The sequence below is a fragment of the Trichocoleus sp. DQ-A1 genome (genome assembly GCF_039961955.1).
In the GTDB taxonomy this organism is placed as follows: Bacteria; Cyanobacteriota; Cyanobacteriia; order Cyanobacteriales; family FACHB-T130; genus FACHB-T130.
The window spans coordinates 336,090-350,448 of sequence record NZ_JAMPKE010000001.1; the positions used below are offsets into that span (position 1 = coordinate 336,090).

A 14,359-nucleotide genomic window follows, 5' to 3' on the forward strand; every position below is an offset into this window, starting at 1 on the left:
CACAAAGCTATATTGAATAAAATCATGCCTGAGCTAGATGTATTTAGACTCAGGCTACTTGTTATACATTTTCCTGATAAATCGGCAGCTTATTTCAGTAAATAAAAAATCGGGCTGTGTTGATACATGATTGAAACGCCATGTACCACTATTTCTTAGCTCCTAATTTATCGGGGGTTGGGGGAATCGAGTCAAGCAAATTCGGTCAGATTCCCCTAGCTCCCATCAATTAGAGGGAGAAATACCGATTGGATGCAGTACGGTTTAACCCCACCCAGCTCTTCCCCATTTACCCAGAGAAGTTCAATATTCTCCCCTCTCCGTTCACTGAGAGGGGCTAGGGGTGAGGTTCCGAGTTATTGCACTTGAATGAAAACCGCTATAGATATAGCTACTTCGCACAGCGAAATCCAGACAAAATCTGACGGACGCTCGGATAATACCAGTTACGGAAGCTAGAGCGCAAAGCGGCGGGACGAGTCGCCCAGCTACCACCTCTCAATACCTGATGCTCTCCATCAAAATAAGTCTTGGAATAACCAACGTAAGGGTAACTGACAAAACCGTCATAGCCATCAAAGCAGGTAGAAGTCCACTCCCAGACATTGCCGAGCATATCGTAGCAACCATAGGCACTCTGCCCAGAGGGATAAGCATTTACGGGTGTCGTTTGCCCCGCTGAGTTGTCGTGGTTACATCGCAGGGCATCTAACTCCGCCTCGCCCCAGGGATATGTGCGGCGACACAGTGCGATCGCATCCCAACTGGCTGCTTTTTCCCACTCTGCCTCGGTTGGCAGTCGCTTCCCCACAAATCGGGCATACGCTTGTGCCTCGTACCCGGAAACGCCGCAGACTGGATGATTATCCCAAGCTGTGTCAGGTGCCCAGTATAGGGGCTGATTCACGGGATTTTCTTGCAGCCATTTCCACCCAGCTTCTGTCCACCATCGGGCATTTTGATATCCTCCCGCTTCCATAAACGCCCGGTACTGTCCGCAAGTGACGGGATAACGGTCAATCCAGTAGGTATCCAAGTAAACTCGGTGAACTGGACGCTCGTTGTCTAAAGCTTCGATGGATTCGTTGCCCATCTCAAACTCACCCGCCGCAATTTCAACCATCTCCTTTAAGATGGGGTGATTGCACGTTTCCGGTAGGTTAGCACGACTTCCTCCGTGGAATTGGGCGTCTCGACGCTGTAATTGCAGCACGAAAGAGATAGTTTCACTATGCTGGCTCTCATGCTGGATTAACCAGCGCCAAAGACGTTCTTGCTCATCTAAAGGCGCGACTTCCAGGTAATCGAATACCTGTTCTCTGACTGCGTGCAGATAGCAGCGAATTTCAGTGAGCAGGGGTAAATAAACCCGTTGCATTTTGGGTAAGCCATCAGCCGCAAATAAGCGTTGATAATGGGCGATCTCTTGTCCCCCCTTTCCAAAGGGAAGTTCGAGCGTTTTACCCGCAGTACGAACCAGCAGCCACAAAGCCTCGGTGTAGGCAATGTGCCCTAAATGCCAGCCAATCGGGCTAAAGTCGGGATGCACCTGACGACAGAAGGTGTCGTAGTTGATGCCTTCAAATAGTGCTAAAGTACCGGCGCGGCAGCGCTGCATCGATTGTTTGATTTGTTGCCGCCGCTCATCAAGGGTACTCGCTCTGGCTACTTCAGAGTTGATGGATTTGAACTTCAAGGTTTTCTCCCACACTAATCATGCTTTGTTCGGGGAACCCGATCCAGTTGCCAGTAAACAATGGTTCAGATGCGATCGCTACTGCTTCTGGAAAGATAGGATCGTCCCGCAGCCAATACAGTGAGGGAACATTTGTTCCCTGAGCAAAGCGCGAGGCAACCATCCGATGTCCATCTGTGACAATTATGTTGGCAGAGATTGGTGTGTGGTAAGCATCAGCTAACTCGGTTAAAGTCATCAACGTTTTGTAAAGTGCTTTTTCCAAGCTCATCCCAGGATCAGATGCCAATTCATTCAGGAATAAGGCAAACATATGCTCGGAGTCTGTCGTGCCGTCAATAGATTGGTAAATTTCATCGCTTAGTCGGCTCCGAATCGGTTTATACAGTGTCTTGCGAAAGTTTTTGATCGCACCATTGTGTGTGAACAAGAGACGCTCGGAACGAAACGGCTGGCAGTTACTTAAATCTACTGACTGACCAGTAGTAGCGCTGCGAACATTGGCAAGGACGCATCCCGACTCGATATAACGGCTGAGGTTGGAGACATTCGTATCCCCCCAAATGGGCAGCAAATTTTTGTAGATAAAGGGATCGGTCTCTTTTTGGGCGTGATACCAGCCAATTCCAAAGCCATCGGCACTAACGACACCAGAGGTCATCTCGCGGGGTTCATAGCTTTGGACAATCAGCGAGTGTTCCGGTTTGGACAAAAGGCAGTCCAGTAGAATAGGCGAACCGAGGTAGCCAAGTATACGGCACATTTTCTAGGGTTTGCTCCTACATTAATGGTTGAGATTAAGCTCCAAACCTTAAAAAAGGCTGAGATTTGGGGTGAATTGGCGATAGGAAATTGCTGAGAAACCGATGAGTTTGACGTTCGTTAGATGAACGTCGTTCCAGATGAAAAGCTTATTTTTGTTGAACCATCAGTCGTCCAAGAGAATCCGCAGCCAAAAGTAGCAACTTATACTGCAAATGCAAGAGCGATCGCTTTCATATTTTTGACAATACTTCATATTGTAGACACGCCATCTTTGGCTATGGCAGCGTAGAGGAGAATACCAGTCCAAAGGGGGAGCAATAATTGTCAGAGAGTTTAGCCTTTAACCCCAATCTGATTTTGCCCGTTGGAACCCAGATAGTGACTCGTGTTGAGATTCAAGATGCTGCGGGTGAAATTGCGCGATCGCGCGGCACCGTCGGCGTTATTATCAAATCACCCATTGACAACTCCCACGCCTATCGCGTGCAGTTTCCAGACGGGGGAGAAGCGTCTCTACGGCGCTCAGAACTCACCATCCGCTCATCTTGGCAACAAGAAGGTCTGCTACTACCAGGAGCTGTTCTTGCCGATTTTGACCTTTACGAGTATGTTATTTACCGCTGTATCGTCGGTTCTAGAGCTTACGGTTTAGAGAATTCCAACTCTGATATTGACCGACGCGGCATTTACTTACCACCTGCCGATATCCAGTGGTCACTCTACGGGATTCCGGAGCAGTTAGAAAATAAAGAGAACGAGGAGTGTTACTGGGAACTCCAGAAATTTTTGACCTTGGCACTCAAAGCAAATCCGAATGTCTTAGAGTGCCTCTACACACCAGGTGTAGAAATGGTGATGCCCCTGGCTGAAGAATTGTTAGGAATTCGGTCTATTTTTCTCTCTCAGTTAGTTTACCAGACATATAACGGATATGTGATGTCACAGTTCAAAAAACTTGAACAAGATATCCGTACAAAGGGGGAATTTAAGTGGAAGCACGCGATGCATCTAATCCGCCTGTTGTTGTCGGGCATCACCGTGCTGCAAGAGGGTTTTGTCCCAGTTCGCGTCGAAGAACACCGACAACAACTGCTGGCTATCCGCAACGGGGAGATGCCTTGGGAGGAAGTTAACGCTTGGCGGCTCAGCTTGCATCGCCAGTTTGATGACGCCTTTGCCACAACATCGCTGCCAGAACGTCCGGATTATGAAAAGGCAAATGCTTTTTTGATTAAAGCACGTCGAAGTATGGTTTAGAAATTGAATTTCAAAGATGTTAAAGACGTCAAAAAAAAAGAGGAAATTCAGATGATACCTAATGCAATGATGGTAATTTTTCCCTATCGTCATGAAGACTATTGGGTATTTGACTATGAGCCAGCCGGACTTATCCGCGAACCCTTTGTCAGCGGGATGCCTGCAATCATTGACAGTCTGGTTCAAGATATTCCCAATGCTGCTCAAGGTTTTAAACTCTTGTTTTCTCCAATCGGTTTTTCAGAGTATCAGGCAGAACTGGTTTGGGTGAGAGAACAGTACGGCGGTAACTGGTATCGCTGGGAAGCCAAAAATTTAGAAGGCTGGCTAAGTCCAGCATTGTTTAAATATTTCCCTGTAACGCTACATAAAATCTATTGCAAGGCTGAACCAATGTCTAACGCAATGATGGTGATTTTCCCCTATCGCTACGAACACACTTGGGTGTTTGATGATGAGCGTGTCGGACTTGTACGAGAGCCTTTTGTCAGCGGGATTCCTGAGATGATCGATCTTCTGGTTAAAGAGATTCCCAATGCTGAGAAAGGTTTTAAGCTTTTGTTCTCAGGAAACCCATTTCCCGGATATCAGGCGGAACTAACTTTGGTAAGAGAAGAGTATGGTGGCAATTGGTATCGCTGGGAGTTAAATAACAAGGAAGGATGGTTATGTCCCGCTTTATTTAAATACTTCAATGAAGCACCGAGGAAACTCTACTGCAAAGCGGAAAAGCTTCACGAGCAAGCGAATGGGTAATCAAAAAGAGGTTCCTAGGAGAGAGCAACGAATCATGAACCATTAGTAGGTTGGATTGGACGGCAGTGAAGCTCAACTAATGTTTAAATGACATATTGCATATCTTTTCTCAATGCGATAGCTCTTTCTTCTGTCAATCCTGAAACCTTAACTCAGCTAAAAAACACCCTTAAACCACGATTTGAGTAGTTTAAGGGTGTATTTACCCGGATTTTGTAGCAGTTGATTCATACTATAAGCTTACTTCTTAACTATCGGCAATACCCATTAATAAATTATGGTAATAGCACAGCTACTACTCCCAGTCATTTCTGAGCAACCTTATCCGCTTTTGTTCGCAACAACCAGCGGCGCACATCTGTATGGCTTTCCATCTCCCGATTCTGATTATGACTTGCGCGGGTCACACATTCTGCCAGTGTCGGAGGTAGTTGGATTAGATATTGGGCGTGAAACGATAGAAGTTTCAGAAGTACGGGACAAGCTGGAAATTGACCTTGTAACTCACGATGTCAAAAAGTTCTTTTCGCTACTTCTTAAAAAGAACGGTTATGTATTAGAGCAGCTATATTCACCGCTAATTCTCCACACGACACCAGAACATGAAGAATTAAAAGAAATTGCCAAAGGTTGCATCACCCGCCACCACTCTCACCATTATCTCGGCTTCGCAAATACACAATGGCGACTTTTTGAGAAAGAGAATCCGCATCGTGTTAAGCCGTTACTGTATGTTTATCGAGTGCTATTAACTAGCATTCATTTGATGCGAACGGGTGTTGTAGAAGCGAATTTGGTTCACTTAAATGAAGTCTTTAAATTGCCTTACATTCCCGACTTGATTGAACGAAAGCTAGCAGGAGCAGAAAAATCTGTTTTGGAAGATGCTGATATAGCATTTCATCAAAGGGAATTTGAGCGTTTGCGCGGCGAATTAGAGAAAGCTAGTCAAAGTAGTCACCTGCCCGAATCCCCATCTAGTAAAGATGCGCTGAACGATTTACTGGTGCGGTTGCGCCTAGCGTCTTTTACTAATAATTAGAGGTAATTGATGGCATCTTATTGGCTGATTATGTTAGCACTTTTATTATCGGTGTAATTCTTGGCTTTCCAGGAAATATTTGGATAATTTCATCTTTATTATCGGTGTAATTCTTGCCTTTCCACTAGCAATTTTGATTAGTGCTGGGTTGGGCTGGCTGATTCAATTGATTGGTATCCGATGCCCAACTTGTAGGAAGCGGAAGCTAAAGTGTTATTCGTTGATTATGCCTACTCGTCAACCTTCTCGCAGCTTTTACCGCTGCGAAAACTGCGGGGCGCGATACAAATCTGTGAATAGTAGACCTTGGGAAGATGCATCAGGTCCAGAGTATGACAAATATTACGAGTCTGATAGTTTGTACAAGTAAGCGTAGGTTGGCTTGAGGTAACGAAATATAAAATTAACAAGTTTTTGACTGAATAATCTATTAGTGCTGTTGAGAATGGCATCTATTGCCAACAAATAATGAAGTATAGTTTAATATTTTTTCTGAGTGGTATTTACCTAATGGCATTTGGCTTGAGATTTGGTAATGCTAGATGGCTAATTCTATGGATTGGTGTTAGTTTTATTGCAGTAGGAGCAGCATACGGATGGTTGGGAGCTAAAGTATTTGGAAAACGGTCAGATGGAACGATGGGATGGCTGAATATATGCTTATTAATGCCCTACTTATTATTAACCTGGATAAGCTGGTATCTTCAAAGACTGATTGAGAAAGAGGAATGCTGTAACGAGATAGTACCTGGCATCTGGCTGGGTCGTAGAGTATTTGCTAAGGAATTGCCCGCTAATATCAGCTTAATAGTTGATTTAACAGCCGAATTCCCAGAACCCAAAAACGTTCTTTCAGGAAGATATTATATCTGCGTTCCTACATTAGATGCGTCTGTGCCAGATTATCAAGTATTCCAAAAATTGGTTAATAAAATCTGTGCATGGCAGGGAAATATTTATATTCACTGTGCCCTTGGGCATGGACGTTCAGCAACAGTTGTTGCTGCTACACTTGTTGCCAAGGGGCTTGTGAATAATGCGAACCAAGCAGAAGCACTGATCAAGAATAAACGTTCTGGAATTGAGTTTAGTAAAGCTCAGCGGGACTTGCTGAAAAGGCTAACTATTTAAAATCTGAATGCAGCAACTGCTAAACAACCCCATCCCACAATAAAGGCTACGCCTCCTAGTGGAGTAATTGGTCCCAACCACTTTACACCCGTCAGGCTCAAAGCATAAAGACTGCCTGAGAAAAGGACGACGCCAACGATGAAGGCATACCCAGCTGCCACAAGGATTGACTGTGCTGCCTCGGCGCGACTTAATAATAATGCCACCAGTAGCAAAGCTAATGCGTGATACATCTGATAACGGGCACCCGTCTCAAAGATTTCTGCTGCCCGTTCGCTGAGTTTTTCTTTCAAAGCGTGGGAGGCAAAAGCACCAGCAGCGACGGACAATCCGCCTAAAATAGATGCGATGCATAAAAAAATCTGCGTCATCATAATTTCAACTACTCTTATCTCAACAGGAAGTAATAAGAAATTCCTCCTTCCTCACTTACTTTAAAGTTAGCATCGTATTCTTTAGCTCTATCATCTAAATACTGCTTTGCCTCCGCAGCTGTTAGCTTCGCCTCCATCGCAAACTGTAAAGTGGTGATATTTCCATCGCTTTCTTTCAGTAGCTGATAAAAGGTAGACTGGAGGCGATCGCTTGTTTCTTTCGAGTGTTGTTTCCGCAATCCCCACACCAGCCAACCTCCAAGGGCTACCGCTGGGAGTCCTAAAACTAGACCCCCGATGGCTGCGTCTCCATCTTCCTGTTTATCCTCCGGGCTAGCATTCGGATTCGGCATGGCAAAAACAATGAGCGGAATCATTAGCAAAATACCGCCGAATGTTAGTAGCAAGCCCGCAGACAGTTTTTTGATGAGCTTCATGGTGCCCAGCTGATGTTGTCAATACAGCCGCGATCTTAACCTTACTTTCGCGTGGCTTCCAGTATGCGAGAAAAGTAAAATCGAGTCTTCGTCATTCCTTGCCGCTGAATCGAAAAACCATTACTTTCTAGAATTTTGACGATATCAGCTTCTCGGTGCAAATAAGCACGAGTGGCTTTGCTGGCACCGGGGAAGAAACTACCAATTTTTTTGAGCAAACTGAGGGCTAAAGTTTTCGGCGCAAAGCTGAGAATTATCCGAGATTCTGCCATAGAAGTGAGATGGGAAATCATCTCGGCGGCTTTGTCTTGAGGATAGTGAATGAGAACATCTAAGCAAATCACGGTGTGATATTTGCCGCTCAATGTTTCTAAATCCTGCACGGTGAAAGTAGGATTGCTCGCGTTGCCTAGAACTGCCTCGGCTCTTTCCTTAGCCTCTCCGACCATTTTTTCGGAGATATCGCTGGCATAGACTTTGGCACCCGCTTCGGCGAGGGGGATGCTGAGGCTACCGACGCCACAACCCGCATCACAGATGGATAGGGTGGCGAGATTGTCATCGGCTTTCAGCCAGCTAAGTACGGTATCGACTGTCTGCTGATGTCCTTCGCGGATGTCTAGTTGGACTTTATTAACTTCACCATCGCCGTAAATGCGTCTCCAGCGATCGAAGCCGGTGGAGTTGAAATAGTCTTTGACAATTGTTTTATCGTCTGCTGCGTTCATGAAATTGGATTTTATCGAAGTGTTCCCAACGGTTAAACTTACCATTTATACGAACCGCAGAGGACGCGGAGAACGCAGAGGAAGAGAGGAAGAGGAGAGGCATTGCTTATTTTAGGGATTGGGTAATAAGCGCTGCCAGGTGAGTCCATTCGTTGATTCGTCTAGATGCCAGCGCAGTAGTTGATGAGCGGGCTGGCTGAGGTAGGGGCTAGTTTTGTTGTTTTTTTGGCGATCGCGTTTTGACGGTTCTTTGAGCAACCCGATGGCGCGACGGGGGGATTCTGTGGCAAGCGCGATCGCTGTCTCGACTTCACAAATCCCCCAACGGACTAGATTTTGCACTCCGACTAGCAGCGGTAATGTTGTTCCCGATAAGGTTCCATCTGGCAGTCGGGCGGTGCCGTTTTTAACTTCTATCTGCCGCGTATCCCACGGGTAAATGCCATCGGGGAGTCCCAAGGGGGCTAAGGCGTCGCTAACTAGGAAAAGACTTTGCTCGGATAGCGCCCCCTGCTGCCCCTGGTTTAAGGGGATAGAACTGGCGCGTAGCAGCAGCTGAATCATCGTCTGCGAGACGTGCTGACCATCGGCAATTAAACCACAGTGTACGGCTGGATGAACCAGAGCGGCTCCCAATAAGCCGGGTTCGCGGTGATGTAATCCCGGCATGGCATTGAAGGCATGAGTCACCATCGACGCCCCCAGTTTAAAAGCTTGCTGCGCTTCGGCTTCAGTGGCTTGGGAGTGTCCCAAACTGACGGTGATACCAAGACTTCGCAAATATGCGATCGCTTCCCCAGTTGGATCTAATTCTGGTGCCAAAGTAATCACTTTCACTATCCCCGCATAGTTCCCCAAAACCCGTTTCACGTTGTCAATCGTTAGCGGCAATAGGTACTCGGCAGGGTGTGCGCCTCGTTTCTGGGGATTGAGAAATGGCCCTTCCAAATGCACTCCCAAAATTGCGGCAGTGGTTCGATCTTGGTGCTGGGAAGCGGCAAAATTAGAGAAAATGGAGAGCGATCGCTGAATGTTCTCAACCGATGTTGTAACGATGGTTGGTAAAAATCCATCAACGCCCTGATTCCATAGAAATTTACAAATTTCCGGTAGCTTATCGCAATTTTCCAGATTCAATTCTGGAAATGCCAATCCCAACGCCCCATTAATCTGCAAATCGACACCACCCAGCGACACCCAATCTCCCTCTACATCCAGCACTTGCAAATCCGCAGGTGGAACCATTTTGAATACAGTGTCCATTGACAGAATTTGCTCAATCCTGCCCTGATGAATCCAAATCTGCTGTAAGCTTTCGTAGCCTCGGAATCGAGCATTGCGAATCACGATTGGGACACTCATGGATAGCGTTGTTGCGTCTGTCATCACTTTTGCGACAAGATACCTAAATTCGAGCAGACACCAGTTTATCTAACAACCAACTGAATAACTCCCGAAAAAATGACTCAACCGTTAATTGGCATCATTATGGGTAGCGATTCCGATTTGCCCACTATGCAAGGCGCGATCGCAATATGTGAAGAATTTGGCGTCGGCTGCGAAGTCGCTATCGTCTCTGCCCACCGTACCCCGGAACGGATGGTGGAATACGCCCAACAAGCCCACCAGCGCGGCATCAAAGTGATTATCGCGGGTGCCGGTGGCGCTGCCCATCTCCCCGGTATGGTAGCGTCTCTGACACCTTTGCCAGTAATTGGGGTGCCAGTCGCCAGCCGTCACCTACAGGGCGTTGATTCTCTCTATTCCATCGTGCAAATGCCAGCGGGAATTCCCGTCGCGACTGTTGCGATTGGCAATGCGAAAAATGCCGGTTTGTTGGCTGTGCAAATCTTGGCATCCCACCAGCCAGAATTACTCGAACGAGTGCAGCAATATCGCCGCAGTTTAAATGATTCCGTGATGGAGAAGCAGCAGCTTCTGGATGAAATCGGCTATAAGCAGTATTTGGAGAAGATGCCCTAATTTTAAGGGCGAGTCAGTTGTTTTTTTAGGCTTGGCAGAGAGGAGAAACGATTGAAATCTCAAGAATAATTTTTTGATGCCAATCGCTTTGTTTACCGATAGCGAGGTGCGTCAAGAAAACTGCTGATTTCATTTTTAGCGGAACTGGAGGGGCGACAGGAGCGGTTTCTTTGAGATTTAGACCAAATCTATTCGTTGAATGTTTCGCGATCAAAGTCAAATTTAATCTTGTGCCAAAAAAAATTGATAACCTTGTTTTTGCTATTTTAGTAACAGTTTTTATCTGTTCATCAAATATAAAATAAAAAAACTTGCATTTAATTTCTAGAAAAGTTTCTAAAAAAGCATTTATTTAATAAAGTAATTGCTTAATTTAAGTTTCTATAATATGGGATTTCTGGAGAAATTTAAGCTTCTGAAGTCTTAATGGATTCGCTTAATAAATTTAGGCTCTTGTTTGGGTCATCCCCCCATAGATGGATATAAACTAATTTAGCTCCAAGTTCGCTCAAACTCCCGCGATTTATACTTCCAGGAGAGTTCTGCGGGTTGAGATGCCAGAGCCAGAATCTAAAAATGTAACTTTCGATACAGAATATCCCGCCTCGGAAAATACAAAATCTTAAAATTTCCCGGACAAATTAGACATCCCGTCTAGATGTTGATAAAGGAAAAAATCCCTAACGAGTTGCCTGTAAGGTTTTGTCATATACTCACTTCAAATGACTGGATTTACTGATTTTTGACTAAACCGATGGATGTGTTGGACTGATTGAGGAAAGTGCAGTGATGATGCCTAAATTAACGCTCAAAAAGAAGAAATCGAAAGCCAAAAAGAAGCGATTGTCTTCTAATTGGCAAGTCCAATCTCCCCGGACTGCCACGATGTTTAAGCAGTTGCAAATTGCCATTAAGCGGCTGACTCCAAGTTGGCAAGCTTGCATTCCTATCGCCATTTTGATTGTGATGGTGTGGGGTTATGCAGCAGTCGCCCAGGATGCTCCGGCGGCTGAGGGGCCGACAACAGCCGAGTTGAAGGTAGCGCTAGACACCCTATGGGTAGCGATCGCGGCTTTCCTGGTGTTTTTCATGAATGCTGGCTTTTGTATGCTAGAAACTGGCTTCTGCCGCCAGAAAAACGCGGTCAACGTTCTCGCCAAAAACTTGATTGTGTTTGCTCTAGCAACCGTCGCGTTTTGGGCGATTGGTTTTGGCTTGATGTTCGGGGACGGCAATCCTTTCATTGGTTTGAGCGGGTGGTTTTTGAGCGGAGCCGATAACAGCCCTGCCACCAACGATGCCTATCAAGGTGTTTTTGGCTCTCTGAAATGGGCTGGCGTTCCCTTAGCTGCTAAGTTTTTGTTTCAGCTAGTATTTGCCGGAACAGCCGCCACGATTGTTTCTGGAGCGGTTGCAGAACGAATTAAGTTTGTTGACTTCTTAATCTTCAGCCTCTTACTCGTCGGGATTGCCTACCCGCTCACCGGACACTGGGTCTGGGGCGGTGGCTGGCTGCAAACCAGAGGTTTCTGGGATTTCGCGGGTTGCACGGTCGTTCACTCAGTGGGTGGCTGGGCTGCTTTGATGGGAGCCGCATTCTTAGGGCCACGGCTTGGTAAATATCAAGATGGGCAAAGCGTTGCTTTCCCTGGTCATAACCTGAGCATTGCCACCTTGGGCACTTTGATTCTCTGGTTGGGCTGGTTTGGTTTCAACCCTGGCTCCACAATGGCTGCCGATCCAAACGCCATTACTCACATTGCCCTGACAACCAACATGGGGGGTGCTGCGGGTGGAATTGCCGCTACCATTACAGCTTGGTTGTACCTGGGTAAGCCGGATCTGTCGATGATTATCAACGGCATTTTGGCTGGCTTAGTTTCGGTGACAGCTTCCTGTGCTTTTATCAGCATTGGCAGTTCTTTGATCATCGGTTTGGTTGGCGGAGTATTAGTCGTTTTCGCTGTCACTCTCTTTGACAAAATCAAAATTGATGACCCGGTGGGCGCGACCTCAGTTCACCTGGTTTGTGGTATCTGGGGGACTCTGGCAGTGGGTTTATTTGCTGCTGGCCCTGGTGTCTATTCCTGGTACGGTGAGGGTCTTGGCCCAACCAAGGGGTTATTGCTCGGTGGTGGTCTCGGACAGTTGATCACTCAACTGATTGGTATTGTCACAGTGGGAGGCATAACCGTTCTACTCAGTACAATCTTCTGGCTGGCGTTGAAAGCGACCCTCGGTATCCGAGTCACTCCAGAAGAGGAGTTTGAAGGTTTGGATATCGGAGAACATGGCATGGAAGCTTACAGTGGATTCCTTAAGGAAGGAAGCTCTGCTGGGTTTTCTGATACTGGTAAGCATGGTGGAATGCCGACTCCGCCCGGTGAATATGTCAAGTAACGACAGATAAACCAAAAGAAAGCATTTTGTTCTTTTGAGTTTTCTCCTTTCCCCATAGAGTCCGCCCTATTCCCAACTCTATAGAGTTGCGAGTAGGGCGGATTTCATTTTTGTCGTCTATCTGTGGGTGAAATATTTATGGGCAACTCCGCTAATTTGTATACTTTGATACAGAATTGACCTGATTGAAATTGGTGCAATCAGATTCATTTGCTTAACAAAGCGATCGCGTTGATGGAACCAAATCAGTGATCAAGAAAGTTCTCATTACTTGGATACTGGCGCTGTGTCTTCTGGGTGGCCCAATGGTAGGAAATGCGCTTGCCCAAGACGCATCGCCTTCGGTGAGTCCTTCCCCGGAATTGTCCGCTCCCGCAACGGTTCCTGGGGAACCAACCGATGCTTCGCGTCAGGAAGCATCGCCAGCGGTGGCTGAGGCTCCGAAAATCGACACAGGCGATACCGCATTTATGCTAATTTCATCAGCCCTAGTGCTGCTGATGACGCCTGGGTTAGCTTTTTTCTATGGCGGATTAGTGCGATCGCGCAACGTCCTCAACACCATTATGATGAGCTTCATCCTCATGGGAGTTGTCGGCGTTACCTGGACTCTGTGGGGCTATAGCCTCGCCTTTGCACCCACTTCCTTGACCCCTGGAGCCGATCCTCCTTTCAGTGCCAATCCCTTCATTGGCAGCCTGAACTGGCTATTTTTGAATAACGTCGCCTTCGACCAACCCGATCCGGTCGGTTACGCTGGCACGATTCCCCATCAAGTGTTCATGGTTTACCAGATGATGTTTGCCATCATCACTCCAGCCCTAATTTCTGGGGCTATCGTGGAGCGGATGAGTTTCAAGGCATACTTCTGGTTCATCCTGCTTTGGTCTACCTTTATCTACTCTCCCTTAGCTCACTGGGTTTGGGGCAAAGGCTGGATCGGTACATTTGGAGCCTTAGATTTTGCTGGAGGAACCGTCGTACACATCAGCTCTGGCGTCTCTGCTGTCGTCGCCGCTTGGGTGATTGGGCCGCGAAAAAGCTTCATGGTGACACCACACGCACCCCATAACGTGCCTTACGTGCTACTCGGAATCGGTATGCTCTGGTTTGGCTGGTTTGGCTTTAATGCCGGGAGTGCTTTAACAGCAGGTTCCCTAGCAGCGGTAGCTTTCGTCGCCACAATGGTCGCTGCGGCAGCCGGCGGTCTCACTTGGGTCATCCTGGAATGGCTACTCAGAGGCAAACCGACAGCAATTGGCATTGCCAGCGGTTTCCTCGGCGGACTGGTTGGCGTGACCCCGGCAGCCGGATACGTGAATCCGCTCGGAGCCATCTTCATCGGTTCCGTTACCTCTGTTTGCTGTTTCTTTGCCGTCAGTCTCCGAGCCAAGTTGCAGTTTGACGATTCTTTGGATACCTTTCCTATCCACGGCGTTGGCGGGACGATAGGGGCGCTTCTGACGGGTCTGGTTGCGACGACAACCGTTAACTCAGCAGGAGACAACGGTTTATTTTTCGGCAATCCCGTCCAATTATGGGAACAGATTGTCGGTGTCTTAGCAACTTATGTGTTTGCCGGGGTGGGCACTTTTGCTATCCTCAAACTTTTAAGTTTGGCGATGGATTTGCGAGTCAAACCTAACGCTGAAGACCAAGGTTTAGACATCAACGAGCATGGTGAAGAAGGTTATGGAGAGGATTTTGCCACTGGACTGAGCTTCAAAGGCGAATAATTGGCAATTTCCATTGGCAGCTAGGCGATCGCTCGATTTGTGGATGCTAGCAAT

At 47.0% G+C, this 14,359-nt stretch carries 14 protein-coding genes; 8 read left to right on the forward strand and 6 right to left on the reverse strand.

Annotated features, from left to right (window positions below):
* Nucleotides 1-391: 391 nt before the first annotated feature.
* The gene (locus NDI33_RS01490; RefSeq protein WP_347275947.1) at nt 392-1,681 is read right to left on the reverse strand and encodes an SUMF1/EgtB/PvdO family nonheme iron enzyme; all 1,290 of its coding nucleotides are present in this window, start codon (nt 1,679-1,681) and stop codon (nt 392-394) included.
* Nucleotides 1,671-2,459, reverse strand: a complete 789-nt coding sequence (egtC, locus tag NDI33_RS01495; RefSeq protein WP_190678381.1) for an ergothioneine biosynthesis protein EgtC — start codon at nt 2,457-2,459, stop codon at nt 1,671-1,673. Before egtC ends, NDI33_RS01490 begins: the two co-directional genes overlap by 11 nt.
* Before the next feature lie 123 nt (nt 2,460-2,582).
* On the opposite strand from egtC, the gene NDI33_RS01500 reads away from it, so the two are divergent.
* From NDI33_RS01500 to NDI33_RS01520, 5 genes are all read left to right on the forward strand, one after another.
* Entirely contained in the window at nt 2,583-2,750 is a 168-nt protein-coding gene (locus tag NDI33_RS01500) for a hypothetical protein (RefSeq protein WP_190526749.1), read from the forward strand.
* A gap of 32 nt (nt 2,751-2,782) precedes the next feature.
* Nucleotides 2,783-3,718: a nucleotidyltransferase domain-containing protein gene (locus NDI33_RS01505; RefSeq protein WP_190678383.1), complete on the forward strand. Its 936-nt coding sequence runs from the start codon at nt 2,783-2,785 to the stop codon at nt 3,716-3,718.
* Nucleotides 3,719-4,111: 393 nt separating this feature from the next.
* Nucleotides 4,112-4,474 carry a DUF6717 family protein gene (locus NDI33_RS01510; protein WP_190526948.1) on the forward strand — a complete coding sequence of 121 codons (363 nt, stop codon included), beginning with the start codon at nt 4,112-4,114 and terminating at the stop codon, nt 4,472-4,474.
* 277 nt (nt 4,475-4,751) lie between these two features.
* Entirely contained in the window at nt 4,752-5,516 is a 765-nt protein-coding gene (locus NDI33_RS01515) for a nucleotidyltransferase domain-containing protein (RefSeq protein ID WP_190678385.1), read from the forward strand.
* 510 nt (nt 5,517-6,026) lie between these two features.
* Nucleotides 6,027-6,647 carry a dual specificity protein phosphatase family protein gene (locus NDI33_RS01520; RefSeq protein ID WP_190678387.1) on the forward strand — a complete coding sequence of 207 codons (621 nt, stop codon included), beginning with the start codon at nt 6,027-6,029 and terminating at the stop codon, nt 6,645-6,647.
* On the opposite strand, the gene NDI33_RS01525 is transcribed toward NDI33_RS01520, so the two are convergent.
* From NDI33_RS01525 to nagA, 4 genes are all read right to left on the reverse strand, one after another.
* Entirely contained in the window at nt 6,644-7,018 is a 375-nt protein-coding gene (locus NDI33_RS01525; protein ID WP_190534835.1) for a DUF423 domain-containing protein, read from the reverse strand. The genes NDI33_RS01520 and NDI33_RS01525 overlap by 4 nt on opposite strands.
* Nucleotides 7,019-7,035: 17 nt before the next feature.
* The gene (locus tag NDI33_RS01530) at nt 7,036-7,458 is read right to left on the reverse strand and encodes a hypothetical protein (protein WP_190678389.1); all 423 of its coding nucleotides are present in this window, start codon (nt 7,456-7,458) and stop codon (nt 7,036-7,038) included.
* Nucleotides 7,459-7,499: 41 nt separating this feature from the next.
* On the reverse strand, nt 7,500-8,186 hold the full coding sequence (gene bchM / locus NDI33_RS01535) for a magnesium protoporphyrin IX methyltransferase (protein ID WP_190678391.1): 687 nt from the start codon (nt 8,184-8,186) through the stop codon (nt 7,500-7,502).
* Nucleotides 8,187-8,297: 111 nt separating this feature from the next.
* Nucleotides 8,298-9,572, reverse strand: coding sequence for an N-acetylglucosamine-6-phosphate deacetylase (gene nagA, locus NDI33_RS01540; RefSeq protein WP_190678393.1), 1,275 nt, complete (start codon nt 9,570-9,572; stop codon nt 8,298-8,300).
* Between the two features lie 75 nt (nt 9,573-9,647).
* Between nagA and purE the strand changes: the two genes are divergently transcribed.
* From purE to NDI33_RS01555, 3 genes are all read left to right on the forward strand, one after another.
* Nucleotides 9,648-10,169: a 5-(carboxyamino)imidazole ribonucleotide mutase gene (gene purE / locus NDI33_RS01545; protein ID WP_190678395.1), complete on the forward strand. Its 522-nt coding sequence runs from the start codon at nt 9,648-9,650 to the stop codon at nt 10,167-10,169.
* Between the two features lie 789 nt (nt 10,170-10,958).
* A complete protein-coding gene (amt, locus tag NDI33_RS01550; protein WP_190678397.1) occupies nt 10,959-12,569 on the forward strand; it encodes an ammonium transporter in 1,611 nt (536 codons plus the stop codon).
* Nucleotides 12,570-12,817: 248 nt separating this feature from the next.
* Nucleotides 12,818-14,305 (forward strand): ammonium transporter, encoded by a 1,488-nt coding sequence (locus NDI33_RS01555; protein ID WP_347275944.1) that lies wholly within the window; start codon nt 12,818-12,820, stop codon nt 14,303-14,305.
* Nucleotides 14,306-14,359: the final 54 nt, after the last annotated feature.

Bases quoted from the DNA above. Each gene is read 5' to 3' on its own strand.
- NDI33_RS01515 (WP_190678385.1), top strand. From the start codon at position 4,752: ATGGTAATAGCACAGCTACTACTCCCAGTCATTTCTGAGCAACCTTAT.
- NDI33_RS01510 (WP_190526948.1), top strand. From the start codon at position 4,112: ATGTCTAACGCAATGATGGTGATTTTCCCCTATCGCTACGAACACACT.
- nagA (WP_190678393.1), bottom strand. From the start codon at position 9,572: ATGACAGACGCAACAACGCTATCCATGAGTGTCCCAATCGTGATTCGC.
- NDI33_RS01520 (WP_190678387.1), top strand. From the start codon at position 6,027: ATGGCATTTGGCTTGAGATTTGGTAATGCTAGATGGCTAATTCTATGG.
- bchM (WP_190678391.1), bottom strand. From the start codon at position 8,186: ATGAACGCAGCAGACGATAAAACAATTGTCAAAGACTATTTCAACTCC.
- egtC (WP_190678381.1), bottom strand. From the start codon at position 2,459: ATGTGCCGTATACTTGGCTACCTCGGTTCGCCTATTCTACTGGACTGC.
- NDI33_RS01525 (WP_190534835.1), bottom strand. From the start codon at position 7,018: ATGACGCAGATTTTTTTATGCATCGCATCTATTTTAGGCGGATTGTCC.
- purE (WP_190678395.1), top strand. From the start codon at position 9,648: ATGACTCAACCGTTAATTGGCATCATTATGGGTAGCGATTCCGATTTG.
- amt (WP_190678397.1), top strand. From the start codon at position 10,959: ATGATGCCTAAATTAACGCTCAAAAAGAAGAAATCGAAAGCCAAAAAG.
- NDI33_RS01500 (WP_190526749.1), top strand. From the start codon at position 2,583: ATGAACGTCGTTCCAGATGAAAAGCTTATTTTTGTTGAACCATCAGTC.
- NDI33_RS01530 (WP_190678389.1), bottom strand. From the start codon at position 7,458: ATGAAGCTCATCAAAAAACTGTCTGCGGGCTTGCTACTAACATTCGGC.